This is a genomic window from Allobosea sp. NPDC055594 (assembly GCF_053618995.1).
In genome coordinates, this window is the sequence record NZ_JBSHIO010000001.1 from 719,923 (window position 1) to 743,731 (window position 23,809).

Consider the following 23,809-nt stretch of genomic DNA (forward strand, 5'->3'; position numbering starts at 1 on the left):
GGCCTATTCGGCGTCGAACAGGCTGGCCGCGACCTCGCTCGCCATGGCGCGGGTGACGCGGCGGCCGCGCTCCAGCGAGAGCCGGTCGATGGCGTCGACCAGATCCCGCGCCGCGGCGAAGGAGCGCTCCATGCGCAGCACCAGCGCCTCGATCGTGCCGGTGTCGACGGTCAGCTGCCGGTCGACGAAGAGCTTGACCAACAGCGCCCGCAGCAAAGCGTCATCGGGCGCCGCGATCTCTGCTGCCGGCGCGAGCCGCAGGCGCGAGAGCAGGTCCGGCACGCTCAGCCCCCATTGATCCGGGGCCGTCCGCGCCGTCAGCAGGGCGAAGCCACCGCGCGCCTTGACGGCGTTGAGCAGGTGGAAGAGTGCGCGCTCGTCGAGCCGGCCGGCATCGCAATCCTCGATGACCAGCGCCCCGCCGGAAGCCAGGTGCGGCACCTTGCTCTCGTCGATTTCGCTGGCCTGCAGCGTCCAGGCATGGGCGCGTGCCGCCCAGATCGCGGCAAGATGGGTCTTGCCCGAACCCTCCGGCCCGATGAGACGCAGCCAGGCATCCGGCCAGGCCGGCCAGCTCTCGACCAGCCCATAGGCCTGCTCATTGGACGGGCCGACGAGAAAATCCTCGACGCCGTGCCGGCTGTCGACCGGCAGGTCGAAAGCGAGCTGGCGCGGCCGGCGCGGCTCAGTTCCCGGCATGATTGTCCGAACCGGTGGTGACGAGCTTCTGATCGGGCCGGCCGCGATAGAGATCGCTGGCCAGATACTGACGCAGCACAAAGCGCATCAGCACGCCGATGACGGCCGCCAGCGGAACCGCCAGCAGGAGCCCGACGAAACCGAACAGCGAACCGAAGGCGAGCAGCGCGAACATCAGCCAGACCGGATGCACGCCGATGGAGTCGCCGACCAGCTTGGGCTGGAGGATGTTGCCCTCGAAGAACTGGCCGGCAGCGAAGACCGCGAGCGTCGCCAGCGGCATCGTCCAATCCGGCCAGAACTGCACGATCGCGACGCCGACCGACAGCACGAGCCCGGTCAGCGAGCCGACATAGGGGATGAAGGAGAGGAAGCCGGAGATGATGCCGATCAGGGCGCCGAAATTGACGCCGAGCAGCGAGAGACCGACCGCATAGAACAGCCCGAGCAGTACGCAGACCAGCGCCTGCCCGCGCAGGAAGCCGGCGATGGCGGTGTCCATCTCGTGCAGCAGGCCGCGGATCATGTCGCGATGATCGCGTGGCAGCCAGCCATCGACGGTCTCGACCATGCGGTCCCAATCGGCGAGCAGGTAGAAGGCGATGACCGGCGTCAGCACCAGCAGCGAGAAGACACCGATGATCGCGGTCCCGCCCGACCAGAGCGATTGCAGGAGCCCGCCGACCCATTTGGTCGCCTCGCCGACGAAATTGCCGAGCTGGCTCTGGGCATCCTCGGCGAGCTTGGTCCCGCCGAAGCGCTCGAGCAGCGGCGCGCCACGCTCCATGACCAGCGCCTGCAGCTTGGCGGCGACTTCAGGCAGGCGCGCGACGAGGCCGGCGAGCTGCTGACTCAGCAATGGCAGCAGCAGCACCAGCGTCATTATGAAGAACAGCAGGAAGACGCAGAGGATGACGATGGTCGCGGTCAGGCGGCGCATGCCGAGCCGCTCCAGCCTGTCCGCCAGCGGATCGAGCAGATAGGCCAGTGCCAGCGCCGCGATGAACGGCAAGAGCACGTCGCGCAACAGCAAGAGCGCCAGCACGAAGGCCGCAAGGGTGAGAGCCCAGAAGGCGAGTTGACGCTGAAGACTCATCCGCTGTCCTGAACTCGCCGTTACGCATTGTCCGCAGGGCCCGGTGGGCCGGCCGGGGCCCCTAGAGAATAGGAGTGTACCGGCAAGGTTCCAAGCTCAGGCCGCCATATGGCGCAGCCAGAAGGCGAGGTAGGCCGCCATGGAACCGACCGTCAAGAGCGCGACGGTGAGCTGCGCGACCGGGATCGCAGGGCCGAGATCGAGCCCGAAGGCGCGCGAACCCAGCATCAGCGCGGCGAAGCTGGGCTGCGCCGCCGTGTTGAGCTTGCTGACGGCGAAGGGGGCGATCTCGAGCGGCCTCTCCATCAGCCAGGAGAGGATCACGGCGGTGACGATCATGATGTCGCGCGAGACGACCAGGATGACGAGCCACGCCGGTATGGCGCCGACCATGGCGAGGGTGATGTAGATCGAGACGATCAGCGCCTTGTCGGCGACCGGATCCAGATAGGCGCCGAGCTCGCTTCCCATGTCGAAGCGCTTGGCGATGAAGCCGTCGATCGCATCGGAGATCCCGGCCGCGACGAACAGCAGGAAGGCGGCCAGCCAGCGTTCGTTGATGATCATCACGATCACGAGGGGGACGAGGATCAGACGACCGATGGTGATCAGGTTCGGAAGCGTCATCGCCAGGGCTCGTCGCCAAGTTCTCGAGCGGAACTACGACTGAAGGCTAATGCATGTGCGGGACAACTGCGAAACGCTTTCGCGGAAGAGGCGCTGCCGGCTTGCCAGCGGGGCCGCCCTTGCCTATCGCTCCCCGCACAGCAAGGAGCGCGGTTTCATGACCAAGACAGGCGGCAACGGGCTGACCTATGCGCAGGCGGGCGTCGACATCGACGCCGGCAATGCCATGGTCGATGCGATCAAGCCTCTGGTGCGTTCGACCCGGCGTCCGGGCGCGGATGCCGAGATTGGCGGTTTCGGCGGCCTGTTCGACCTGAAGGCGGCGGGCTTCAGCGACCCGATCCTGGTCGCGGCCAATGACGGCGTCGGCACCAAGGTGAAGATCGCGATCGAAAGCGGCCGGCATTCGACGATCGGCATCGACCTCGTCGCGATGTGCGTCAACGACCTCGTCGTGCAGGGCGCCGAGCCGCTGCTGTTCCTAGACTACTACGCCACCGGCAAGCTCGACCCGCAGGCCGGCGTCGAGATCGTGCGCGGCATCGCCGAAGGCTGCCGCCAGGCCGGCTGCGCCCTGATCGGCGGCGAGACCGCCGAGATGCCGGGCATGTATGCCGACAAGGATTACGACCTCGCCGGCTTTGCCGTCGGCGCCGCCGAGCGCGGCTCACTGCTGCCCCGCGCCGACCTGGTGGCAGGCGACGTGGTGCTCGGCCTGCCCTCCTCCGGCGTCCACTCCAACGGCTTCTCGCTGGTCCGGCGCATCGTCGCGCTCTCCGGCCTCGCCTGGGAGGCGCCCGCCCCCTTCGCTCCCGAACTGACGCTGGCCGAGGCGCTGCTGACGCCGACCCGGATCTATGTGAAGCCGCTGCTGCAGGCGCTGAAGGCGGCGCCCGGCATCAAGGCGCTGGCGCACATCACCGGCGGCGGCTTCCCCGACAACATCCCGCGCGTCCTGCCCGACGATCTCGGCGTCTCGCTCGATCTGTCCGCGATCCCGGTGCCGGCCGTCTTCGGCTGGCTCGCCAAGGTCGGCGGCGTCGCCGAGCGCGAGATGCTGCGCACCTTCAATTGCGGCATCGGCATGATCGTGGTCGCCTCGGCGGCCGAGGCGGATGCGGTCGTCGCCGCGCTGCGCGAGGCCGGCGAAGCGCCGGTCCGGCTCGGCGAGGTCACGCCGGCCGGCAGCGAGGGCCAGGTCGCCTATCGCGGGAAGCTCAGCCTGTGAGCACGACGCCGCGGCGGGTCCGCACCGCGATCCTGATCTCGGGCCGCGGCTCGAACATGGTCGCCCTGATCGAGGCGGCGCAGGCGGCCGATTTCCCGGCCGAGATCGTACTGGTCGCGGCCAACCTGCCGGAGGCTGGCGGGCTCGAGCGCGCTCGGCAGGCCGGCATCGCCACGGCATCCGTCGACCATCGCCCCTTTGGAAAGGACCGCGAGGCCTTCGAACGCAAGCTCGACGAGGTCTTGCGCGTCAACCAGATCGAACTCGTCGCGCTCGCCGGCTTCATGCGCGTGCTGACGCCCTGGTTCGTGACGCGCTGGCAGGGGCGGCTGGTCAACATCCATCCTTCCCTGCTGCCGGACTTCCGCGGCACGCATACCCATGCCCGGGCGCTGGAGGCCGGTGTCAGCGAACATGGCTGCACCGTGCATTTCGTCGTGCCCGAGCTCGACGCCGGCCCGACCATCCTGCAGGCGAAAGTCCCGGTACTGCCCGGCGACGACGAGGCGAGCCTGTCGGCGCGGGTGCTGGAGCAGGAGCACGTCCTCTATCCGCGGGCGCTGGCGCTTGTGGCGTCGGGCGCGGCGAAGCTGGAAGATGAGACGCCGGCCAACAGCTAGCCGGCCGTCATTCGCGGGCGAGGCGCAGGCTCGAGAGCCTCACGACGAGACAGCACGGGCCGGAGCCTCCTCCGCCCTGAGATGCTCGGGTCGAGCCCGAGCATGACGCGCTCCCCGCTGCTACTGAACGCTCGCCACCATCGCGGCCTGTTGCTCCAGCGCGCGCCGCGCCGCGACTTCCTGCTCCTCCTTCTGCCAGCGGCGGAACAGGTCGGCCCGTCTCGCCGGATAGCGCTCCTCGCGCGCCGTCAGCTCGGCGATGCGGTCGGTGCGGAAATGGCGGAAGGCCTGCCGGAGCTCGCACCAGGCGATGACCATGCGCACGCGTTCGAAGAAGGTCAGGCCGATCGGCCAGATCACCCGGCTCGACGGATTGCCGGCCTCGTCGCGATAGCTGATCTCGAGCTTGCGGCCATTGCGGATCGCGGCGCGGACGGCCGCGACATCCACCTGATCGACGACCATGTCCTTGCAATAGGCCGGCGCGAACAGCGCCCCATCGAGCAGGATCGGGCGCAGATGCGCCGGCAGTACCGCCGCGACCTTCGAGACGACATCCTCGGCGGCGCGCGCCAGCGTCGGGTCGGCGCGCTCGGAGAGCCAGCGCATGCCGACCAGTACGGCCTCGATCTCGTCGGGCGAGAACATCAGCGGCGGCAGGTCGAAGCCGGCATCGAGGACATAGCCGATGCCGGCCTCGCCGCGCACCGGGACGCCCTGGCGCAGCAGCGCGGCGATGTCGCGATAGACGGTGCGCACGGAGACATCGAGCTCGGAGGCGAGCGTCTCGGCGGTGACGGGGCGGCGGCGACGGCGCAGCCCCTGGATCAGATCGAGCAAACGTTCAGCGCGTTGCATGACGGGGCTTCCGCTTCGGGAAAGATGGATTAGCGTCACTCTGCCGCAGATGCCCTGACAATCATTGTCAGCAGCGTGGCAGCAGTATGGTGGCCGGCCGAGCCGGGGCAGCGCTGTTTCGAGGAGATTTCATGCTGGAACTGCACGTCTTTGGGCCCGGCTTCGGCCTGCCTGATCCCAGCCCGTTCTGTACCAAGGCCATCATCCTGATGGAGATGTCGAGGCTGCCCTATCGTCGGGTCCGCGGCAATCTGCGCAAGGCGCCGAAGGGCAAGTTTCCGGTGCTGGTCGACGAGGGCGAGATCATCCCCGACACCAGCTTCATCCGGCTGCATCTCGAGCGCAAGCACGGCATCGATTTCGATCACGGGCTCAGCGCCGAGCAGCGTGGCCTCGCCTGGGCGGTCGAGAAGATGCTGGAGGACCACCTCTACTGGCATATCGTCCAGGAACGCTGGGCCGACGCCGCGAATTTCGACCGCGGACCGCGCCACTTCTTCAGTGCCGTGCCGACGCCCCTGCGCCCGCTGGTCATCGCCATGGTCAAGCGCCAGGTTCGCCGCGACCTGCATGGCCAGGGCATCGGCCGGCACAGCGATGCCGAGCGTCTGGTCCTGGCGCGGCAGGCACTGGGCTCGCTCTCGGGCCTGCTCGGCGGCAAGCCTTACCTCACCGGGCCCGATCCTTGCGGCGGCGACGCGACGCTCGGCGCCTTCATGATCGGCGGGCTGTGCGAAACCTTCGAGTCACCGCTGCGCGCGGCGCTCATCGAGCATCCCAACCTCGTCGCCTATGCCGGCCGGATACGCGAGCGCTATTTCAAGGCCGACGCGGAGCGCGCGCCGGCCTGACGACAGCCTGCTTCAGGGCCGCTGCAACTTGCAGCGGTCGATGAATTCATAGCCCTTGGCGCGGGCGGAATCGTTGAAATAGCCGGTCTCGCGAAAGGCCTGGATCTCGTCCTTGGTCATGGAATTGACCGTGCCCTTGGCATAGCAGCTGCAGGGCGAGTGCACCGCCTCGCGGGTCGTGTTCATCAGCCGCGACTGGGTGACGAGGCAGGCATCGAAGGCCCGCAGCTGGATCATGTAGGGCGTCAGGTTCTTGGCCGTCGGATCAGGGGGCGGCAAGGCGCTCGTGCCGGCGGCGGCGAACGCCACCTGCGCCGAAACCAGCATGGACAACCCGGCGACCCAAAAGGCCGCTCCAACCCGCCGCGTGATCATTGTCGAACCATTCCGTCTTCGCGGCGCAGCCCGAGCGAAAGTCCCGAATCCGCTCTTGAATGACCCGCCTACGCAGCAGTGGATGGTCCACAGCATCAGCGAAAAAGCAATGACGCAAAGGTCACAGTTTGCGAATCCAGACCCTGTTGTCGTGGAAGGCGGCACCGCCGAAAGGTGCGATCGAGTCCGCGCCGGTCAGGGTGTTGATGCCGCGGCCGCCGCGATGGGCGCCGTTCGGCCAGATCGACTCGGCGATGACGACGCCGCGCACCAACCCGTCGAACAGCACGGCGTCGAGATGGACCTCGCCGCGGCGGTTACCGACCAGGATGGCGTCGCCCTGGACGATGCCGAGTCCAGCCGCATCGTCGGGATGCAGCATCAGGGTCGGCCCGCCCTCCTTCTTGCGCGCGGTCGGCGTCTCGGTGAAGGACGAGTTCAGGAAGTTGCGGGCCGGGCTGGTCGCAAGCCGGAAAGGATGCTCGGCATCGGCGGCCTCGATCACGTTCCAATGGTCAGGCATGGCCGGGATCGTGGCATGCGGGCCTGCGAGGCCGGCATTGCTGTTGGGGACCTTGCTCCAGTCCGGCTTGAAGCGGAAGCGGCCATCCGGCCAGCCGAAGCCCTTGAGATAATGCGCGGCCTCAAAATCCGGCTGGATGTCGTGGAATTCGCTGGCGATCAGCTCCTCGAGCGTGCCGCGCCCGGTCTGCTGTAAGGTCCAGTCGACGATCTCGCGCGGGCTCAGCGAAAAGCCGCGATGCTCGGCGCCGAGGCGCTGGGCCAGGGCGCAGATCACCTCATGGTTCGAGCGGCACTCGCCCGGCGGGTCGATCAGCTTGCCGCCCCACATGATGTGCTGGTGACCACCCCCCTGATAGAGGTCGTCATGCTCCATGAACTGCGTCGCCGGCAGCACGATGTCGGCCATGGCGGCAGTCTCGGTCATGAACTGCTCGTGCACGACGGTGAAGAGATCGTCGCGGGCGAAGCCGCGCTTCACCAGCTCCTGCTCGGGCGCGACCGTGACCGGGTTGGTGTTCTGGATGAACAGCGCCCGGACCGGCTGGCCCTGCCGCAGCGCCGCAGCATCCCCTGTCAGGATGCGGCCGATCTGCGACTGGTCGAGCTGGCGGGTCTTCGGATCGGCCTTGTCGAGCCCCTCGATCAGGCTCTTGCGCCATTTGTAGACGCCGCTGTTCGAGTGGAAGGCGCCGCCGCCCTCATGCTGCCAGGCGCCGGTGACAGCCGGCACGCAGAGCGCCGCATGCATATTGACGGCGCCGTTGCGCTGGCGCGCGAAACCATAGCCGAGCCGGAAATAGCTGCGCTTGCGCGTGCCGACGAGCTCCGCGAAGGCCTCGATCTCCGCGACCGAAAGACCGGTGATCGCCGCCGCCCATTCCGGCGTACGCGTCGCCAGATGGGCTTCCAGTTCCTCGGGCGCATCGGTGAAGCGGGCGAGATAGTCGCGGTCGGCCAGCCCGTCGCGAAACAGCACATGCATCACGCCGCAGGCGAGCGCGCCGTCCGTGCCCGGGCGCAGCACGAGGCCGAGATCGGCCTGGTCGATGGTGGCGTTGCGGTAGATGTCGATCGCCACGATCTTGGCGCCGCGCTCCTTACGGGCCTTGACCGCGTGGTGCATGACGTTGACCTGGGTGTGCACCGGGTTGGTGCCCCAGATCACGACGCAGTCGGACTTGGCCATCTCGCGCGGATCGGAACCGGCGAGCCGGCCCGTACCGGCGATGTAGCCGGTCCAGGCCGATGTGGTGCAGATCGTCGAGAACTGGCCGGAATAACGCTTGGCATGGCGCAGGCGGTTGATGCCGTCGCGCATCACCAGCCCCATCGTACCGGCATAGTAATAGGGCCAGATCGTATCGGCGCCGAACTGCGCCTCCAGCGCGAGGAAGCGCTCGGCGACCTCGTCCAGCGCCTCGTCCCAAGAGATGCGCTCGAAGGCGCCCGAACCCTTGGGCCCGACACGCCGCAGCGGATGCAGCAGGCGGTCGGGATGGTGGATGCGCTCGGCGTAGCGCGCGACCTTGGCGCAGATCACCCCGTCGGTGTAGCTCTGGCGCTTGCTGCCACGGACACGGCCGATGCTGCGGCCGTCGATGACCTCGACCTCCAGCGAACAGGCCGAAGGACAATCATGCGGACAGACGGAAGGCAGGCGCTCGACGCGGGGAAGTTCTGTCATCCCTCCTTCCTAGAACAGGTCCAGGCTCGGCGGAAGATCGTTCCCGCCAAAGCCGGCGGCGAGACGGCGCATGGTTCCGATTCGCACCGAATCGGCCTCTTCTGGTAGGCAGCAACTTTCCGCCCGCCCCGACGCGGCGCATCAACCTCGGGTTAAGACTAATGAATCAGATTGTCGCCGTTGGTCTGGTTTGGGGCGCCTCGGCGCCGGAGTTGTGATGATGCGTTGCGTTGCGTTCCTTGCTGGCCTCGTCGGCCTGGCTTCCGTGCTTGCGGCTCCGGCAAAGGCACAATCTCCGGAATACACCCAGTACACCTCGCCTGAATCGGCCCAGAACTGGCATCTGACGCTGGGTGCGGGCCTGCGCTACCAGCCCGACTATGTCGGCTCCAACGACTACATCTTCCGGCCGCGTGGCATCATCTCGCTCGGGCGCGGCACCAGGAGCACCTGGTGGTCGGCCGAGGACGATGCGATCAGCATCGGCTTCTTCTCCGGCAAGGCCTGGCGCGTCGGCTTCTCCGGTAACCTGCTCTGGGAGCGCAAGGCCAGCACCAACGCGGCGCTGCGCATCACCGGCGTTCCCGACACCAAATTCGGCGGCGAGGGCGGCGTCTTTGCCGAATTCTACCCGACCTCCTGGCTGCGCGGCCGTGTCGATCTGCGCCGCGGCATCGTCGCGCATGACGGCGTCGTCGCCGAGGTCAAGGTCGAGGCCTTCCAGCGCATCGGCGCCTGGTCGATCGGTGCCGGCCCGCGCATGACCATTGCGAGCGCCGATTATGTCCGCACCTATTTCGGTGGCGCCTGGGCCGGCAATGGCGGCCTGCTGCAACGCTTCAACACCGGCGTCCATTCGGTCGGCGCGATCGCCCAGGCGACCTATGCCTGGAGCGACAAGCTCCAGACCACCGCCTATGTCGAGTACAAGCACCTGGTGGGCGACGCCGCCAAGGCGCCGATCGTCAAGACCTATGGCTCGCGCGACTCGATCACGGTCGGCATCTCCGCGACCTACGCTTTCGATCTCGGCTTCAATTAGCCTGATCGCCGGACATTCCGCCGTCTCGTCAGGGATGGTGGCAGAAACAGAAAGGGCGGGCCCTCGCGGACCCGCCCTTCTTTGTTATCGACGCCTGAAAGGCGATCGGCTCAGCCGACGATCTCGTTGCCCGAGAAGAACTGGGCGATCTCGATCGCGGCGGTCTCCGGGGCGTCCGAGCCATGGACGGTGTTCTCGCCGACCGACTCGGCGAAGAGCTTGCGGACGGTGCCCTCGGCGGCGTTGGCCGGGTTGGTGGCGCCCATCACCTCGCGATAGGCGGCGATGGCGTTCTCGCCTTCGAGGACCTGCACGACGACCGGGCCGGAGGTCATGAACTCGACGAGCTCGCCGAAGAAGGGACGCGCGCTGTGGACGGCGTAGAAGGTCTCGGCCTGGGCCTTGGTCATCTGGATGCGCTTCTGCGCGACGATGCGCAGGCCGGCCTTCTCGATGACCGCATTGACCGCGCCCGTGAGGTTGCGACGCGTCGCGTCGGGCTTGAGAATGGAAAAGGTACGCTGGACAGCCATCGTTGTAATCCTTGGGGCAAAATCGGGAGAATGCGGCGCGCTTATAGCGGCGCCCTCCCCCGGCCACAAGGCTGCGACGGCTTGGATCGCAACAGTCCCTCGCGCCTCATCCTGAGGAGCGGCGCAGCGGCGTCTCGAAGGATGCTCCAGGAGGCTCCGGAGCCAGCTGGAGCATCCTTCGAGGCGCGACCCTAAGGTCGCTCCTCAGGATGAGGGCTCAAAAATCGCACGCCCCCGATCGCCCGACCTGGCCTGATCCTCAGTGCCGGGTCAGGAACCTGCGCGCCTCTCGCAGCGCCTCGGCGACCTCCTCGCGGCTCATCTCCTGGGCCAGCTCGGCACGGTGGGCGGCGGCGCGGCTGCAACCCTTGGCGAGCGCGACGTTGAACCATTTCTGCGCGGCGACCAGATCGACCGGCGCCGTGCGGCCGGCGGCGTGCATCAGGCCGAGCTCATAATAGGCGTCGGCCGAGGCTTCCATCGGGATCGCCAGCGAGGCCGGGATCGCGCTCATCTCCATGCGTGCCATGACAAACCACCCTGTTTTCACTGTGGCCCGACCCTTCCCGGGCCGCGCTTCTTGATGAGGAGGTTCGAGCCAGGCGGTAAAAGACTCCGCTAAAATTTGAGATGAATCGAAACTCAACGACTCGTAAGCACACGGTTAAATCAACACTGGATTCAGCCTTCCGCTCCAAAATAGCGAATAATTTCAATGCCTTTGAAAAGTTACGCAGCGGCAGGCGTTGACGGAGGATTCACCCTCTCGGCCATTCGCCGAGAGCTGGCGAGGGACGCCGCGCCATCCGGCTCGCCCTCTTGAAGCCAATCCGGGCTCGGATATAGTTTATATCTGAACCATGCGATCAACGCTGGTCACTGCCAGAGGAGGAACGTCATGAGCCTTCGCCCGTTCGCGATCGCCGCGGCACTCGCCATGTTCGCCACCCCGTCCCTCGCCCAGGAGGTCACCGGCACTTGGCTGCGCGACAGTGGCGCTTCCAAAGTGCGCCTCGCCAAATGCGGCGAGGCTGTCTGCGGCACGATCTCCTGGCTCAAGGACAGTGGCGGCCCCGCCAAGCTGGGTCAGCGCATCTTCTACGACATGAAGCCATCGGGTCCCGGAAAATGGAGCGGCAGCGCCTTCAACCCCGAGGACGGCAAGACCTATTCGGGGACGATGAGCCTCTCAGGGGACACGCTGACCACGGCCGGCTGCGTCATGGGCGGGCTGATCTGCCGCTCGGTGAAATGGTCGCGGAGCAATTGAGGTGCGGAGCCTCTGGCGTGCCGGCTATGCTCGGAACCACAAAGTCATCCTGGACAAGCCGCGAAGCGGCGCAGATCCGGGATCCATCGAAGGGCACTGGAGCCCTATGATGGATCCCGGGCCGAGCTCCGCTCGCCCAGGATGACAGCGCGTTTCCCGGCTAGATTGAGGACGCCTAGCGCGCCTTCTGGCCGAACAGGATCGCCTTCTCCTCCGGCGTCGAGATGCCGGCCGGGTTGCGCAGCTCCGCACCGACGGCAAGCCCACGCTGGACGGCCGGACGCGCCAGCATCGTCTCGAGCCAGCGCGCGACATTGGGGAATTGCGCGATGTCCTGGCCCTGGCGCTCCCAGCCACGGGCCCAGCCGATGCAGGCCATGTCGGCGATCGAATAGGCGTCGCAGATGAATTCGCGGCCTTCGAGGCGCCGGTTCAGCACCCCATAGAGCCGATTCGCCTCATTGGTGTAGCGCTCGATCGCATAGGGCACCTTCTCCGGCGCGTAGATGCGGAAATGATGGGTCTGGCCGAGCATCGGCCCGAATCCGCCCATCTGCCAGAACAGCCATTCGTCGACGGCGACGCGGGCACGCTCGTCGGCCGGATAGAATTTCCCGGTCTTGCGGCCGAGATATTGCAGGATCGCACCGGATTCGAAGACCGAGATCGGCGTGCCGTCCGGCCCCTGCGGATCGATGATCGCCGGCATCCGGTTGTTTGGCGAGAAGGCGAGGAATTCCGGCTTGAACTGGTCGCCCTTGCCGATGTTCACCGGCACGATTTCGTAGGGCAGCCCGCACTCCTCGAGCATGATGGTGATCTTCCAGCCATTCGGCGTCGGCCAGTAATAGAGATCGATCGGCTTGGACTGCTCTTGCGACATGCGTTGCATCCTCGTCTGCGTTGAGGTTGGCCGGTCACTCTAGGGAGCCGGCCGCGGCTGCGTAAGCTCATCGGCCGCGCACCCAGGGCGGGCGAGCCATGCCGTGAGGGAGCGTAGCACCGGCCTCAGAGCTCGAGCTTGAAGCCCTCATGGCTCTGTTCGAAGCCGAGCCGCCGGTAGAAGCGGTGCGCCGCCTCGCGGGACTTGTTCGAGGTCAGCTCGACCAGCCCCACCCCGTTGCGCCGGGCGAAATCGACCGCGAAGGCGACCATGACGGCACCGATGCCGCGGCTGCGCTGGGCCGGGTCGACATGCACGCTCTCGAGCTTGGCACGTTTGCGGCCGCGATTGACCAGGCCCGGGATCAGCGTCACCTGCAAGGTTCCGACCACCGCGCCGTCGAGCTCGGCGACGAAGAGCCTGTTATGCGGGCTCGCCGCGACCTCGTCGAACGCGCTGAGATAGGCCGGATGAGCTGCCTCCTCCTCGATCTCGGCCTCCGTGCGCGTCTGCTTGGCCGCCCCCATCAGGATCAGGGCCGCGATGCGCGGGGCGTCGGCACGGGTCGCCGCGCGCATTGTGATCCCATGTGGGTTGGACACGTCGTTCATCGCAATCTCCGGGGAAAAGGCCTTGGCAGGCGCGTTCAACCGACGAACAGCCGCCTGGCCATGATCAAGGTGTTGGGGGTGTCCTCGCGCCCGTCGAAACGGGCCTGGCGCTGCAGGAAGAAACCCATGCGCTCGTAGAAGGCGATGGCGAGTTCGTTCTGGCTCTCGACCTCGAGCCGCGCCACCGGCGCATCCGGGAAGCAGGCGAGCGCGACCTGGAGCAGCGTTCGGCCGATGCCCTCGCCCTGCCGCGCCGGCAGGACGTAGAGCCGCGTCAGCAGCGCCGCATGATCAGGCTCGCTGCGGGCCGAGGCCGTGCCGACGACCTCCTCGCCGATCAGCGCGATCAGGAAAACACCGCTCTCGCGCCCGAGTTGAGCGGCGAGCGCATCGAGCGAATGCCAGGCATTGGTAATCTCGGCGACGCGACGCCAGCCATAGATGCCATCATAGGTCGCATGCCAGGTCTCGACCAGCAGCGCGCGCACGGCCGGTAGATCGGCCGAAGTCGCGTCGCGGATGATGAGACCAGCTTGCGTCACCTTGGGGCCCCACCCAACGAGAACCCGCGATCGAGCTTCCACGTCATCCCGGCCGCAGCGCAGCATAGCGCCGGAATCCATCGTCGGGCACCACGGCCTTCGATGGATCCCGGATCTGCGCCGCGGAGTTTATCCTTGGGCCGGCCAAAGGCCGGACCCGAGGGCGGCTTGTCCGGGATGACGCCGTGTTCCAGACCTAGATTCCCAGTTTCGCCTTCAGGATCTCGTTCAGGGCCTGCGGATTGGCCTTGCCGCCCGAGGCCTTCATCGCCTGTCCGACGAACCAGCCGAGCATGGTCGGCTTCGCCTTGACCTGCTCGACCTTGTCCGGATTGGCGGCGATGATCTCGTCGACCGCCTTCTCGATGGCGCCGGTGTCGGTGACCTGCTTCATGCCGCGGGCCTCGACGATTTCTCTGGGATCGCCACCTTCGGTCCAGAGGATCTCGAACAGGTCCTTGGCGATCTTGCCGGAGATCACGCCCTCGCCGATCAGGTCGACGAGGCCACCGAGCTGGGCAGCCGAGACCGGCGAGGTCGAGACCTCCTTGCCCTCCTTGTTGAGGCGGCCGAACAGCTCGTTGATCACCCAGTTCGCGGCGGCCTTGCCATCGCGGCCTTTCGCCACCGCCTCGAAATAATCGGCCTGGTCGCGCTCGGCGACCAGCACCGAGGCGTCATAGGGCGAGAGCCCGTATTCGGCGATGAAGCGCGCCTTCTTGGCGTCCGGCAGCTCGGGAAGATGCTGCTTCAGATCGTCGACGAAAGCACCGTCGAATTCGAGCGGCAGCAAGTCCGGATCGGGGAAATAGCGGTAGTCGTGCGCCTCCTCCTTGGAGCGCATCGAGCGCGTCTCGCCCTTGCCGGGATCGTAGAGGCGCGTCTCCTGATCGATCGAACCGCCATCCTCGAGGATGCCGATCTGGCGGCGGGCCTCGACCTCGACCGCCTGGCCGATGAAGCGGATCGAATTGACGTTCTTGATCTCGCAGCGCGTGCCGAAGGGCTCGCCCGGCTTGCGCACGGAGACGTTGACGTCGGCGCGCAGATTGCCCTTCTCCATGTCGCCGTCGCAGGAGCCGATATAGCGCAGGATGGTGCGCAGCTTCGAGACATAGGCCTTGGCCTCGTCGGCCGAGCGCAGATCCGGCTTGGAGACGATCTCCATCAGCGCGACGCCCGAACGGTTGAGGTCGACGAAGCTCATGGTCGGGTGCTGGTCGTGCATCGACTTGCCGGCATCCTGCTCGAGATGCAGGCGCTCGATGCCCACCGTGATCTGCTCGGTCGGCGACAGGTCGACCGCGATCTCGCCCTCCCCGACGATCGGGTGCTTGTACTGGCTGATTTGATAGCCCTGCGGCAAATCCGGATAGAAGTAGTTCTTGCGGTCGAAGACCGAGCGGTGGTTGATCTGCGCATTCAGGCCGAGCCCGGTGCGGACCGCCTGGCGCACGCATTCCTCGTTGATCACCGGCAGCATCCCGGGCATTGCCGCATCGACCAGGCTGACATGGGCGTTCGGCTCGCCGCCGAAGGCCGTGGAGGAGCCGGAGAACAGCTTGGCGTTGGAGGTCACCTGGGCATGGATCTCCAGGCCGATCACGACCTCCCAGTCGCCGGTTGCCCCCTTGATGAGCTTCTTCGGATCGGCGGGGCGTGAATGGGCGTTCATGGCGATGTTCCGGAAACGGCGGGCGGCCGGCCCTGCCAGAAATTGACGAACCCCTCAGGTAGAGCCTTGCGCAGCCGCCAGCAAGCATCTGTTGCCGCTGCGCCCCGATGGCACCACAATCCCGGCCGCGACACGCAAGGCCGCACGAATGTCGAGTGACGTATCTTGACAATCGTCAGCACTACAGCATTTCTGCCTGACCGCCGGGAAACCGCAGCTCGCGCCGGGCCCGCATTCATTTCGGAGTCACCCATGATCCGCCGTCGCTCCCGCAGGGCGCTTTTCGTCTTGGCGGCCGCCCTCCCGGCCTTTCCGCTCGCGGCGATCGCGCAGGGTGCGCCTCCTGCGCCGCCGGTCACCGTGGCGACGCCGCTGGCCAAGCGGGTCACCAATTGGGACGAATTCACCGGCCGCTTCGAAGCCGACGAGCAGGTCGAGGTGCGGGCGCGCGTCTCGGGCTTCGTCGACAAGATCCATTTCAAGGACGGCGACATGGTGAAGGCGGGCGACCTGCTCTTCACCATCGACCAGCGGCCCTATACGCTCGCGGTCGACGCCGCGCGCGCCGAGGTCGCCCGCACCAAGGCCCAGGTCGACCTCAACCAGAACGAGGTCGAGCGCGCCGAGGCCTTGACCCAGAACCGGACGATCACCGCCCGCGACATCGACCAGCGCCGCGCCAACCTCAACGGCGCGATCGCCTCGCACCAGGCGGCCGAGGCCAATCTGAAGACGGCCGAGCTCAATCTCGAATGGACGCAGGTGCGCGCGCCGCTCGCCGGCCGGCTCTCCAACCGGCGCGTCGACGCCGGCAACCTGATCGCCGGCGGGCAGTCCGGCGCGACCCTGCTGACGACCATCGTCGCACTCGATCCAATCAAGTTCGTCTTCGACGTCTCGGAGGCCGACTATCTGCGCTATGCCCGTCTCGCCAGCCTGCGCGGCGTCGCCCCGGAGGCACGCGTGCGCCTCTCGGACGAGACGAGCTGGAACCGGACCGGCAAGATCGACTTCGTCGACAACACCCTGAACGCCCGTTCGGGCACGATCCGCGGCCGCGCCGTCTTCGCCAACACCGACCGCTTCCTGACACCGGGCTCCTTCGGGCGATTGCGCCTCGATGCCGGCGAGGTCGACGGCCTGCTGGTACCGGATTCGGTGATCGTCTCCGACCAGGCCAACAAGATCGTGCTGACGGTCAGCGCCGACAACAAGGTCGTGCCCAAGCCCGTCACCCTCGGCCAGATCACGGACGGGCTGCGCGTGATCGTCAAAGGACTGACCGCCGGCGACAGGGTGATCGTCACCGGTCTCGCCAATCCCATGGTCCGGCCCGGCGTGACGGTGACGCCGCAGCAGACCGAGATCAAGGCGGCCGCCGCCAAGTAAGGCGCGCACGCCGCACGACGCCAGCGGACGGCATCGCCCGTCTGCCTGCCCTTCCTGGCCAGGACCAAAGCATGTTCCGCTTCGCCCATTTCTTCATCGACCGGCCGATCTTCGCGACCGTTCTTTCGGTCCTGCTGACCATCGCCGGCGCGATCACCCTGCGTACCCTGCCGATCGCGGAATATCCCGAGATCGCGCCGCCGACCGTGACGATCACCGCGACCTATCCGGGCGCCTCGGCCGAGGTCGTCGCGGCCACGGTCGCGGCGCCGATCGAGCAGGAGGTCAACGGCGTCGACGACATGCTCTACATCCAGTCGCAGTCGACCGGTGACGGGCGCGTCTCGATCAACGTCGTCTTCAAGGGCGGCACCGACGTCGACCAGGCCCAGGTGCTGGTGCAGAACCGCGTTTCGGCGGCCGAGCCGCGCCTGCCGCAGGAGGTGCGCACGCTCGGCCTGCAGGTCCGCAAGGCCTCGCCGGACTTCCTGATGGTCATCCACATGCTGTCGCCGGACGGCTCACGCGACCAGCAATACGTCTCGAACTACACCACGCTGAACGTCAAGGATGTGCTCACCCGCGTCGAGGGCGTCGGCGACGTCCAGGTCTTCGGCGCGCGCGACTACTCGATGCGCGTCTGGCTCGATCCGGCCAAGGTCGCCTCGCGCAACCTGACGGCGGGCGATGTCGTCGCGGCGATCCGCGCCGCCAACATCCAGGTCGCGGCGGGCGCGATCAACCAGCCGCCGGCGCAGTCGGACGGCGCCTTCCAGCTCTCGGTCAACACGCTCGGCCGTCTCACCACCGTCGACGAGTTCTACAACATCGTCGTCCGCTCGGATGCGGATGGCGGCACGATCCGGCTGCGCGACGTCGCGCGTGTCGAACTCGGCGCGCAGGACTATCTCTCGAACTCCTATCTCGACAACAAGGAAGCGGTCGCGATCGGCGTGTTCCAGCGCCCGGGCTCGAATGCGCTCGCCGCCTCCGAGGCGCTGATCCGGACGATGGACCAGCTGTCGAAGAACTTCCCGGCCGGCGTCGAGTACAAGATCGTCTACAACCCGACCGAGTTCATCGCGGAATCCGTCTCGGCGGTGGTCACGACGCTGCTCGAGGCGATCCTGCTCGTGGTCATCGTCGTGGTGCTGTTCCTGCAGACCTGGCGCGCCGCGATCATCCCGATCATCGCGATCCCGGTCTCGCTGGTCGGCACCTTCCTGGTGATGAGCGCGGTCGGCATCTCCTTCAACACGATCTCGCTGCTCGCCCTGGTGCTGGCGATCGGCATCGTCGTCGACGACGCGATCGTCGTCGTCGAGAACGTCGAGCGCTATCTCGCCCAGGGCATGAACGCCAAGGAAGCGGCGCACAAGACGATGGACGAGGTCGGCGGCGCGCTGCTCGCGATCGCGCTCGTGCTCTGCGCCGTGTTCATCCCGACCGCGTTCATCTCCGGCCTGCAGGGCACCTTCTACCAGCAGTTCGCGGTGACCATCGCGGCGTCGACGGCGATCTCCTGCTTCGTCTCACTGACCCTGTCGCCGGCGATGTCGGCGATCCTGCTGAAGCCGCACAGCCATGAGAAGCCGACCGGCTTCTTCGCGATGCTCGGCGCGCCACTGCGCTGGTTCTTCAAGTATTTCAACATGGCCTTCGACTGGCTGTCGCGAGCCTATGGCGCGGTGACCTCGCGCCTGATCCGCCTCGGCGTCATCATGCTCCTGGTCTATGCCGCACTGATCGCGGTCGCCGGCCAGCGCCTCGCCGCCGTCCCGACCGGTCTCGTGCCGCAGCTCGACCGCGGCTATTTCATCGCCGTCTTCCAGCTGCCGCCGGGCTCGTCGCTGCCGCGGACCGACGCGGTGGTGCGCAAGGCGACCGACCTTCTGCTGTCGCGCCCGGGCGTCGCCCATGCCGTCGCCTTCGCCGGCCTGGACGGGGCGACCTTCACGCTCGCCCCCAATTCCGGCGTCGCCTTCGTCACGCTCAGCGACTTCCGCGAGCGCGCCAAGGCCGGCCTCACCACCCAGGGCATCCTGAACGACCTGCGCACCCAGCTCTTCCAGATCGGCGAGGCTTTCGCCCTCGTGGTCGAGCCTCCGGCGGTTCCGGGCATCGGCACGGGCGGCGGCCTGAAGGGTTATGTCCAGGATCGTGGCGGACGCGGGCTCACCGCGCTCGAGGGCGCGACCTGGGCCGTGGCGGGAACGGCGGCCCAGTCGCCCGGCATCCAGCAGCCCTTCACCCTGTTCTCGACCAAGACGCCGCAGATCTATGCGGATATCGACAGGACCAAGGCCGAAATGCTCGGCGTGCCCGTGACCCGGATCTTCGAGACGCTCTCGATCTATATGGGTTCGGCCTATGTCAACGACTTCAACCTGCTCGGCCGGACCTTCCGGGTCACGGCCCAGGCCGACAATCCGCACCGGCTCGACATTCGCGACGTCGCCAATCTGAAGACGCGCAATGCCGATGGCGAGATGGTGCCGATCGGCTCGGTCGCGACCTTCTCGGACACGACCGGCGCCTATCGCGTGCCGCGCTACAATCTCTATCCGGCGGCGGAAGTGCAGCTGTCGATGGCACGCGGCTACTCGACCGGCCAGGGCATCGCTGCGGTGGAGAAGATCGCGAGCCAGGTCCTGCCGGCCGGTTTCGGCTTCGAATGGACCGAGATCGCGCTGCAGGAGAAGCTTGCCGGCAACACCGCGATCATCGCCTTCGGCCTTGCCGTCGTCTTCGTCTTCCTGCTGCTGGCGGCACTCTACGAAAGCTGGACCTTGCCGCTCGCCGTCATCCTGATCGTGCCGATGTGTATCCTCGCGGCGATGATCGGCGTCAGCTACAAGGATTTCGACCGCAACGTGCTGGTCGATATCGGGCTCGTGGTGCTGGTCGGTCTGGCGGCGAAGAACGCGATCCTGATCGTCGAGTTCGCCAAGCAGGCAGAGGACGAGGGCATGAGCCGGCGCGATGCCGCCATCGCCGCCGCGAGAACCCGTCTGCGGCCGATCCTGATGACCTCGCTCGCCTTCATCCTCGGCGTGCTGCCGCTGACGATCTCGGTCGGCGCCGGCGCGGAGATGCGCCAGGTGCTCGGCATTGCGGTGTTCTCCGGCATGATCGGCGTCACCCTGTTCGGCCTGCTGTTCACGCCGGTCTTCTATGTGGTCGTGCGCTGGCTCGCCTCGCTCGCTCCCCAGAAGAAGAAAAAGCCGGCGACGGAAGCCACGGCGCCCCAGCCCCACTGAGGCGCGAACGTAAACGAACCCCGCCCCGGCCACCCGGCCCGGGCGGGGTTTTCGCTTCCGGAGGGCGAAGCCGAGCGCCGGCTCTCAGTTCTGCAGAATCTTAGTTCTGGAGAATCTTGGAGCCCTTGATCGTCACATCGGAACTCGCAACGGCATTGATCCTGCCGCCGGCCCGGATGTTGACGTCCTTGCCCTTGAGATCGACCGAGCCATCCTTTTTCAGGTGGAGGGAGGCCGCACCGGAATCGAGCAGCATGCCGTCGGCAGCCTCGACGCTGAGCGCCCGGCCGCTGGCGATGGCAAAATCCTTGCTGCTGTCGATGTCGATGCTGACTGCGGCCGCGACCTCGAAGGCGCGCGTCGTCAGGCTGATCTGCCTGTTGGCATTAAGGTTGAGCGCGGTCGCGGCGAAGATGCCGATACCAGTACCGGCCGCCAACCTGATGCCGGCGCCGGATTGCAGCGTGTAGGCGCTGCCGACACTCGTCCTGAAATTGCTGCCGGCGTTCAACGTCAGCTCGGCCCCGGCGCTGATCGTGCAGTTGCCGCCCACGGTGATGCTCAAGCCGGTCGGCGCGCTGATCGCGACCGAGCCGCCACGGCCGACATTGATCGCCTGGAGCAAGGCCGCGAGCTGGGTTTCGAGTGCGGCCACGCGGCGCGTCAGCGCATCCACTTCCGGTGTCGCCATCAGACTGCCTCCCCGACGATGCCCGTTCTCGACCCGCAGCCGCGGCGAGTGTATCACGGCCCCGGCCGGAGGCAGCACGCAATGACGTTACGGCAGACCGGACCATCTCCGATCCGGGACGCCTGGCAACGGCGGAAAGCAGTGCCGGAAGGAGCAGCAGAGACGTGATGCAAGGCCCCGCCCTGGTCTGGTTCCGCGAGGATCTGCGTCTCTCCGACAATCCGGCCCTGACCGCCGCTCTCGATCACGGCCCGATCCTCTGCCTCTACATCCTCAACACGTCGCCGAAGCGGCGGGCGCTCGGCGGCGCGGCGCGCTGGTGGCTGTCGCGCTCGCTTACGGCGCTTTCGGCCGCGATCACGGCGCGCGGCGGCGAGCTCCTCGTGATGCGCGGCGATCCCGCACAGATCCTGCCCCGTCTGGTTCGGGAAGCCGGCATCGGCTTCGTCGCCTGGAACCGGCGCTATGAGGCGCCGGCCATCGCGCTCGACAAGGCCCTGAAAGCCGAGCTCGCGGCGAGCGGGGTCGCGGTGGAAAGCTTCAACGCCGCCCTGCTCAACGAGCCCTGGCAGGTGAAGAGCAAGGCAGGCGGGCCGATGCAGGTCTTCACGCCTTATTGGCGCGCCGCCCGCGAGCGCGGCACGCCGCACCCACCCCTGCCGGCGCCGGAGGCCATCCGCAAGGCGGAGCTGCCGGCCTCCCTGCGCGACATGACGCTGTCGATCGACGAGCTCGGTCTCGAGCCGGGCAAGCCCGACTGGGCCGGCGGCCTGCGCGAAAGCTGGACGCCCGGTGAGGACGGAGCCCAGGCCCGCCTGACCGATTTCCTCGACGAAGGCCTCGCCGGCTACCGCACCGAACGGGACCGGCCGGACCGGCCGGCGACATCGCGGCTCTCGCCGCATCTGCGCTTTGGCGAGATCGGCCCGCGCCAGATCTGGCAGGCCGTGCAGATGGCGCTCGAAGCCGGCGAGACGACGGGAAGCCCGGCCGACGCCGAGAAATTCCTGTCCGAGATCGGCTGGCGCGAATTCTCCTATCACCTGCTGTTCCACAACCCCGAGCTGGCGACGCGCAACTTCAATCGACGCTTCGACGGCTTCGGCTGGGAGCAGGACATGGCCGGGCTCGCGGCCTGGCGGAAGGGACTGACCGGCTACCCGATCGTCGATGCCGGCATGCGCGAGCTCTGGCAGACCGGCTGGATGCACAACCGCGTGCGCATGGTGACCGCTTCCTTCCTGATCAAGCATCTGCTGACCGACTGGCGTGCCGGCGAAGCCTGGTTCTGGGACACGCTGGTCGATGCCGACCCGGCCAACAACGCCGCGAGCTGGCAATGGGTGGCGGGGTCCGGCGCCGACGCGGCGCCCTATTTCCGCATCTTCAACCCGGTGACCCAGGGCGAGAAGTTCGATCCCGACGGCGCCTATGTCAGACGCTTCGTGCCGGAGCTCGCGAAGCTCGACGTCAGATTCGTCCACCGCCCCTGGAGCACGCCGCAAGCCATTCTGCACGAGGCCGGAATCAGGCTGGGCGAGAACTATCCCCGGCCGATCGTCGATCTCGACTTCGGCCGCAGGCGCGCGCTCGCCGCGCTGGGGCAGCTCAGGGCGGACGGCGCCGCCGAGGAAGCCTGAGATTCAGCCGTCGCGGTTCGTCCCGCCGGCCAGGGCCCGCGCCGCGCGGAAATAGAGCGGATAGGGCAAGAGCCGGATCAGTTTCAGCGTCCAGGCGAGGCGCCGCGGGAAGACGATCTCGAAGCCGCCGCGGGCAAGGCCGTCGGCGATACGGGCCGCCGCCGCCTGTTCGCTCATCAGCAGCGGCATCGCAAAACTGTTGCGCTTGGTCATCGGCGTGTCGACGAAGCCGGGATTGACCAGCTGCAGGCGGATGCCGAGCCGGTCGCATTCAAAGCGCAGGCTCTCGCAAAGATGGATCGCCGCAGCCTTGGAGGCGCCATAAGCACCGCTCCCCGGCATGCCGGCATAGCCGACGAGCGAGGCGTTGACGGCGATCTGGCCCTTGCCGCGATCGCTCATATTCTCGATCAGGGCCGAAACCCCACGCACCACGCCGAACAGGTTGACGGCGAAGATGCGCTCGAAAGTCGCCGCATCCAACGCGTCGGGCCGGTTGCCCTGGGCCGTACCGGCATTGAGGAAGGCGAGCGCGATCGGCCCGTGGACGCTCTCGATACCCTCAACGACGGCGCGCATCGCCTCGGGATCGGTGACGTCGCCGGCATGAGCGACGATGCGTCCCGGCAGGCCTGCGCCCTGCAGAGCGACCTCCTCGAGCAGTTCGAGGCGCCGCGCCGTGATCGCGACGGTCCAGCCGCGCCGCGCCAGTTCGAGCGCCACCGCCGCGCCGATGCCGGAACTCGCACCGGTGATCCAGGCGACGCCGTCCTTCGGCTGCATGCGTGGCATGGTCATCGAGGGGTCCCCGCACCGGTGATGAACCGGCGATCCAGCCCGGCAACCTAGTCACAGCAGCGGCGCGGCGGAAGCCCCGTCGGCGAAGAGGATCATCGATCGCAGGCATCTTTGCCGCGGCCGCCGGGCCTGCGATAAGCTGACGATCCCAGGGAGATCTACATGCCGACCGAATTGCTGTTCCGCGCCGACGCCTATCAGAGCGAAACCACGGCGACCGTTCTTTCCGTCAACGAGCGCGGCGGCATCGAGCTCGACCGGACGGTATTCTATGCCACCGGCGGTGGACAGCCGGGCGATGCCGGCCTCCTCGTCACGGCCGATGGCCGCGAGATCGCGATCGGCACCACGATCTATGATCCCGAGGACAAGAGCCGCATTCTGCATGTGCCCCTGGAGGGGCAGGCCGCTCCGGGCGTCGGCGACAAGGTCACCGCCCGGCTCGACTGGGAGCGCCGGCTGAAGCGCATGCGCATCCACACCGCACTGCACCTGCTCAGCGTCGCCCTGCCTTACCCGGTCACCGGCGGCGCCATCGGCGAAGGCGATGGCCGGCTCGATTTCGACATTCCGGAAGGCGGACTCGACAAGGCCGAGATCGACGAGAAGCTGAACGAGTTGATCGGCCGCAATGCGGAAGTCAGCGAAAGCTGGATTACCGATGAGGAACTCGACGCCAATCCCGGCCTGGTCAAGACCATGTCGGTCAAGCCGCCGCGCGGGTCCGGCCGGGTCAGGCTGGTGAGAATCGACGAAATCGACCTCCAGCCCTGCGGCGGAACGCATGTCCGCAACACCGCCGAAATCGGCAAGGTCGCGGTCACCGGCATCGAGAAAAAGGGCAAGCAGAACCGGCGCGTCCGCATCGCACTCGCCTGAAGACTTGTCTCCAAGTCACTGAAACCAGACTCC

The 23,809-nt window shown here is 67.1% G+C and carries 23 protein-coding genes; 9 read left to right on the forward strand and 14 right to left on the reverse strand.

Going from position 1 to position 23,809, the window contains the following annotated elements:
- Window positions 1-3: 3 nt before the first annotated feature.
- The 3 genes from ACWGRX_RS03360 to ACWGRX_RS03370 all read right to left on the reverse strand — a co-directional run bounded on the left by ACWGRX_RS03360 (window position 4) and on the right by ACWGRX_RS03370 (window position 2,422).
- Entirely contained in the window at window positions 4-699 is a 696-nt protein-coding gene (locus tag ACWGRX_RS03360; protein WP_452116395.1) for a P-loop NTPase family protein, read from the reverse strand.
- Complete coding sequence (locus tag ACWGRX_RS03365) at window positions 686-1,795, reverse strand: AI-2E family transporter (RefSeq protein WP_452116396.1); 1,110 nt, start codon at window positions 1,793-1,795, stop codon at window positions 686-688. Before ACWGRX_RS03365 ends, ACWGRX_RS03360 begins: the two co-directional genes overlap by 14 nt.
- 96 nt (window positions 1,796-1,891) lie before the next feature.
- Window positions 1,892-2,422: a CDP-alcohol phosphatidyltransferase family protein gene (locus ACWGRX_RS03370; protein WP_452116397.1), complete on the reverse strand. Its 531-nt coding sequence runs from the start codon at window positions 2,420-2,422 to the stop codon at window positions 1,892-1,894.
- Between the two features lie 157 nt (window positions 2,423-2,579).
- Between ACWGRX_RS03370 and purM the strand changes: the two genes are divergently transcribed.
- Both purM and purN read left to right on the forward strand, forming a co-directional pair.
- Complete coding sequence (purM, locus tag ACWGRX_RS03375; RefSeq protein WP_452116398.1) at window positions 2,580-3,650, forward strand: phosphoribosylformylglycinamidine cyclo-ligase; 1,071 nt, start codon at window positions 2,580-2,582, stop codon at window positions 3,648-3,650.
- A complete protein-coding gene (purN, locus tag ACWGRX_RS03380) occupies window positions 3,647-4,270 on the forward strand; it encodes a phosphoribosylglycinamide formyltransferase (protein WP_452116399.1) in 624 nt (207 codons plus the stop codon). The genes purM and purN overlap by 4 nt, the downstream gene beginning before the upstream one ends.
- Window positions 4,271-4,390: 120 nt before the next feature.
- On the opposite strand, the gene ACWGRX_RS03385 is transcribed toward purN, so the two are convergent.
- Entirely contained in the window at window positions 4,391-5,128 is a 738-nt protein-coding gene (locus ACWGRX_RS03385) for a helix-turn-helix transcriptional regulator (protein ID WP_291639607.1), read from the reverse strand.
- A gap of 131 nt (window positions 5,129-5,259) precedes the next feature.
- Here ACWGRX_RS03385 and ACWGRX_RS03390 point away from each other — a divergent pair, with 131 nt between their 5' ends.
- Window positions 5,260-5,979 (forward strand): glutathione S-transferase family protein, encoded by a 720-nt coding sequence (locus tag ACWGRX_RS03390; protein ID WP_452116400.1) that lies wholly within the window; start codon window positions 5,260-5,262, stop codon window positions 5,977-5,979.
- 12 nt (window positions 5,980-5,991) lie between these two features.
- Here the strand turns inward: ACWGRX_RS03390 and ACWGRX_RS03395 are convergent, their stop codons facing one another.
- Complete coding sequence (locus ACWGRX_RS03395; protein ID WP_291639611.1) at window positions 5,992-6,312, reverse strand: hypothetical protein; 321 nt, start codon at window positions 6,310-6,312, stop codon at window positions 5,992-5,994.
- Between the two features lie 163 nt (window positions 6,313-6,475).
- Entirely contained in the window at window positions 6,476-8,563 is a 2,088-nt protein-coding gene (locus tag ACWGRX_RS03400) for a molybdopterin-containing oxidoreductase family protein (RefSeq protein WP_452116401.1), read from the reverse strand.
- Window positions 8,564-8,783: 220 nt separating this feature from the next.
- On the opposite strand from ACWGRX_RS03400, the gene ACWGRX_RS03405 reads away from it, so the two are divergent.
- Window positions 8,784-9,605, forward strand: a complete 822-nt coding sequence (locus ACWGRX_RS03405; protein ID WP_291639615.1) for a MipA/OmpV family protein — start codon at window positions 8,784-8,786, stop codon at window positions 9,603-9,605.
- 110 nt (window positions 9,606-9,715) lie between these two features.
- On the opposite strand, the gene ndk is transcribed toward ACWGRX_RS03405, so the two are convergent.
- Both ndk and ACWGRX_RS03415 read right to left on the reverse strand, forming a co-directional pair.
- Window positions 9,716-10,138 carry a nucleoside-diphosphate kinase gene (gene ndk / locus ACWGRX_RS03410; protein WP_291639617.1) on the reverse strand — a complete coding sequence of 141 codons (423 nt, stop codon included), beginning with the start codon at window positions 10,136-10,138 and terminating at the stop codon, window positions 9,716-9,718.
- Between the two features lie 259 nt (window positions 10,139-10,397).
- Complete coding sequence (locus ACWGRX_RS03415) at window positions 10,398-10,667, reverse strand: sel1 repeat family protein (protein ID WP_452116402.1); 270 nt, start codon at window positions 10,665-10,667, stop codon at window positions 10,398-10,400.
- A gap of 369 nt (window positions 10,668-11,036) precedes the next feature.
- Here ACWGRX_RS03415 and ACWGRX_RS03420 point away from each other — a divergent pair, with 369 nt between their 5' ends.
- Window positions 11,037-11,408, forward strand: coding sequence for a DUF2147 domain-containing protein (locus ACWGRX_RS03420; RefSeq protein WP_452116403.1), 372 nt, complete (start codon window positions 11,037-11,039; stop codon window positions 11,406-11,408).
- A gap of 175 nt (window positions 11,409-11,583) precedes the next feature.
- Here ACWGRX_RS03420 and ACWGRX_RS03425 read toward each other — a convergent pair whose 3' ends face one another.
- From ACWGRX_RS03425 to gatB, 4 genes are all read right to left on the reverse strand, one after another.
- A complete protein-coding gene (locus tag ACWGRX_RS03425; RefSeq protein ID WP_291647131.1) occupies window positions 11,584-12,291 on the reverse strand; it encodes a glutathione S-transferase N-terminal domain-containing protein in 708 nt (235 codons plus the stop codon).
- Window positions 12,292-12,416: 125 nt separating this feature from the next.
- Entirely contained in the window at window positions 12,417-12,902 is a 486-nt protein-coding gene (locus ACWGRX_RS03430) for a GNAT family N-acetyltransferase (protein WP_452116404.1), read from the reverse strand.
- A 35-nt stretch (window positions 12,903-12,937) separates the two neighbouring features.
- A complete protein-coding gene (locus tag ACWGRX_RS03435) occupies window positions 12,938-13,444 on the reverse strand; it encodes a GNAT family N-acetyltransferase (RefSeq protein WP_452116405.1) in 507 nt (168 codons plus the stop codon).
- Window positions 13,445-13,640: 196 nt separating this feature from the next.
- Entirely contained in the window at window positions 13,641-15,119 is a 1,479-nt protein-coding gene (gatB, locus tag ACWGRX_RS03440) for an Asp-tRNA(Asn)/Glu-tRNA(Gln) amidotransferase subunit GatB (RefSeq protein WP_452116406.1), read from the reverse strand.
- 252 nt (window positions 15,120-15,371) lie between these two features.
- On the opposite strand from gatB, the gene ACWGRX_RS03445 reads away from it, so the two are divergent.
- The gene (locus ACWGRX_RS03445; RefSeq protein WP_452116407.1) at window positions 15,372-16,508 is read left to right on the forward strand and encodes an efflux RND transporter periplasmic adaptor subunit; all 1,137 of its coding nucleotides are present in this window, start codon (window positions 15,372-15,374) and stop codon (window positions 16,506-16,508) included.
- Between the two features lie 71 nt (window positions 16,509-16,579).
- Window positions 16,580-19,768, forward strand: a complete 3,189-nt coding sequence (locus ACWGRX_RS03450; RefSeq protein WP_452116408.1) for an efflux RND transporter permease subunit — start codon at window positions 16,580-16,582, stop codon at window positions 19,766-19,768.
- A 100-nt stretch (window positions 19,769-19,868) separates the two neighbouring features.
- Here the strand turns inward: ACWGRX_RS03450 and ACWGRX_RS03455 are convergent, their stop codons facing one another.
- Complete coding sequence (locus tag ACWGRX_RS03455) at window positions 19,869-20,459, reverse strand: DUF2345 domain-containing protein (RefSeq protein ID WP_452116409.1); 591 nt, start codon at window positions 20,457-20,459, stop codon at window positions 19,869-19,871.
- Between the two features lie 167 nt (window positions 20,460-20,626).
- Between ACWGRX_RS03455 and ACWGRX_RS03460 the strand changes: the two genes are divergently transcribed.
- A complete protein-coding gene (locus ACWGRX_RS03460; RefSeq protein ID WP_452116410.1) occupies window positions 20,627-22,099 on the forward strand; it encodes a cryptochrome/photolyase family protein in 1,473 nt (490 codons plus the stop codon).
- 3 nt (window positions 22,100-22,102) lie between these two features.
- On the opposite strand, the gene ACWGRX_RS03465 is transcribed toward ACWGRX_RS03460, so the two are convergent.
- Window positions 22,103-22,897: an SDR family NAD(P)-dependent oxidoreductase gene (locus ACWGRX_RS03465; protein ID WP_452116411.1), complete on the reverse strand. Its 795-nt coding sequence runs from the start codon at window positions 22,895-22,897 to the stop codon at window positions 22,103-22,105.
- Window positions 22,898-23,059: 162 nt separating this feature from the next.
- Here ACWGRX_RS03465 and ACWGRX_RS03470 point away from each other — a divergent pair, with 162 nt between their 5' ends.
- The gene (locus tag ACWGRX_RS03470; protein ID WP_452116412.1) at window positions 23,060-23,776 is read left to right on the forward strand and encodes an alanyl-tRNA editing protein; all 717 of its coding nucleotides are present in this window, start codon (window positions 23,060-23,062) and stop codon (window positions 23,774-23,776) included.
- The last annotated feature ends 33 nt before the right edge of the window (window positions 23,777-23,809 follow it).

Coding starts and splice junctions, on each gene's coding strand:
- ndk (WP_291639617.1), bottom strand. CDS start 10,138: ATGGCTGTCCAGCGTACCTTTTCCATTCTCAAGCCCGACGCGACGCGT.
- ACWGRX_RS03405 (WP_291639615.1), top strand. CDS start 8,784: ATGCGTTGCGTTGCGTTCCTTGCTGGCCTCGTCGGCCTGGCTTCCGTG.
- ACWGRX_RS03455 (WP_452116409.1), bottom strand. CDS start 20,459: ATGGCGACACCGGAAGTGGATGCGCTGACGCGCCGCGTGGCCGCACTC.
- ACWGRX_RS03420 (WP_452116403.1), top strand. CDS start 11,037: ATGAGCCTTCGCCCGTTCGCGATCGCCGCGGCACTCGCCATGTTCGCC.
- ACWGRX_RS03445 (WP_452116407.1), top strand. CDS start 15,372: ATGATCCGCCGTCGCTCCCGCAGGGCGCTTTTCGTCTTGGCGGCCGCC.
- ACWGRX_RS03470 (WP_452116412.1), top strand. CDS start 23,060: ATGCCGACCGAATTGCTGTTCCGCGCCGACGCCTATCAGAGCGAAACC.
- ACWGRX_RS03400 (WP_452116401.1), bottom strand. CDS start 8,563: ATGACAGAACTTCCCCGCGTCGAGCGCCTGCCTTCCGTCTGTCCGCAT.
- ACWGRX_RS03390 (WP_452116400.1), top strand. CDS start 5,260: ATGCTGGAACTGCACGTCTTTGGGCCCGGCTTCGGCCTGCCTGATCCC.
- ACWGRX_RS03430 (WP_452116404.1), bottom strand. CDS start 12,902: ATGAACGACGTGTCCAACCCACATGGGATCACAATGCGCGCGGCGACC.
- ACWGRX_RS03450 (WP_452116408.1), top strand. CDS start 16,580: ATGTTCCGCTTCGCCCATTTCTTCATCGACCGGCCGATCTTCGCGACC.
- ACWGRX_RS03385 (WP_291639607.1), bottom strand. CDS start 5,128: ATGCAACGCGCTGAACGTTTGCTCGATCTGATCCAGGGGCTGCGCCGT.
- ACWGRX_RS03425 (WP_291647131.1), bottom strand. CDS start 12,291: ATGTCGCAAGAGCAGTCCAAGCCGATCGATCTCTATTACTGGCCGACG.
- ACWGRX_RS03360 (WP_452116395.1), bottom strand. CDS start 699: ATGCCGGGAACTGAGCCGCGCCGGCCGCGCCAGCTCGCTTTCGACCTG.
- ACWGRX_RS03465 (WP_452116411.1), bottom strand. CDS start 22,897: ATGACCATGCCACGCATGCAGCCGAAGGACGGCGTCGCCTGGATCACC.
- ACWGRX_RS03365 (WP_452116396.1), bottom strand. CDS start 1,795: ATGAGTCTTCAGCGTCAACTCGCCTTCTGGGCTCTCACCCTTGCGGCC.
- ACWGRX_RS03415 (WP_452116402.1), bottom strand. CDS start 10,667: ATGGCACGCATGGAGATGAGCGCGATCCCGGCCTCGCTGGCGATCCCG.
- gatB (WP_452116406.1), bottom strand. CDS start 15,119: ATGAACGCCCATTCACGCCCCGCCGATCCGAAGAAGCTCATCAAGGGG.
- purM (WP_452116398.1), top strand. CDS start 2,580: ATGACCAAGACAGGCGGCAACGGGCTGACCTATGCGCAGGCGGGCGTC.
- ACWGRX_RS03460 (WP_452116410.1), top strand. CDS start 20,627: ATGCAAGGCCCCGCCCTGGTCTGGTTCCGCGAGGATCTGCGTCTCTCC.
- ACWGRX_RS03370 (WP_452116397.1), bottom strand. CDS start 2,422: ATGACGCTTCCGAACCTGATCACCATCGGTCGTCTGATCCTCGTCCCC.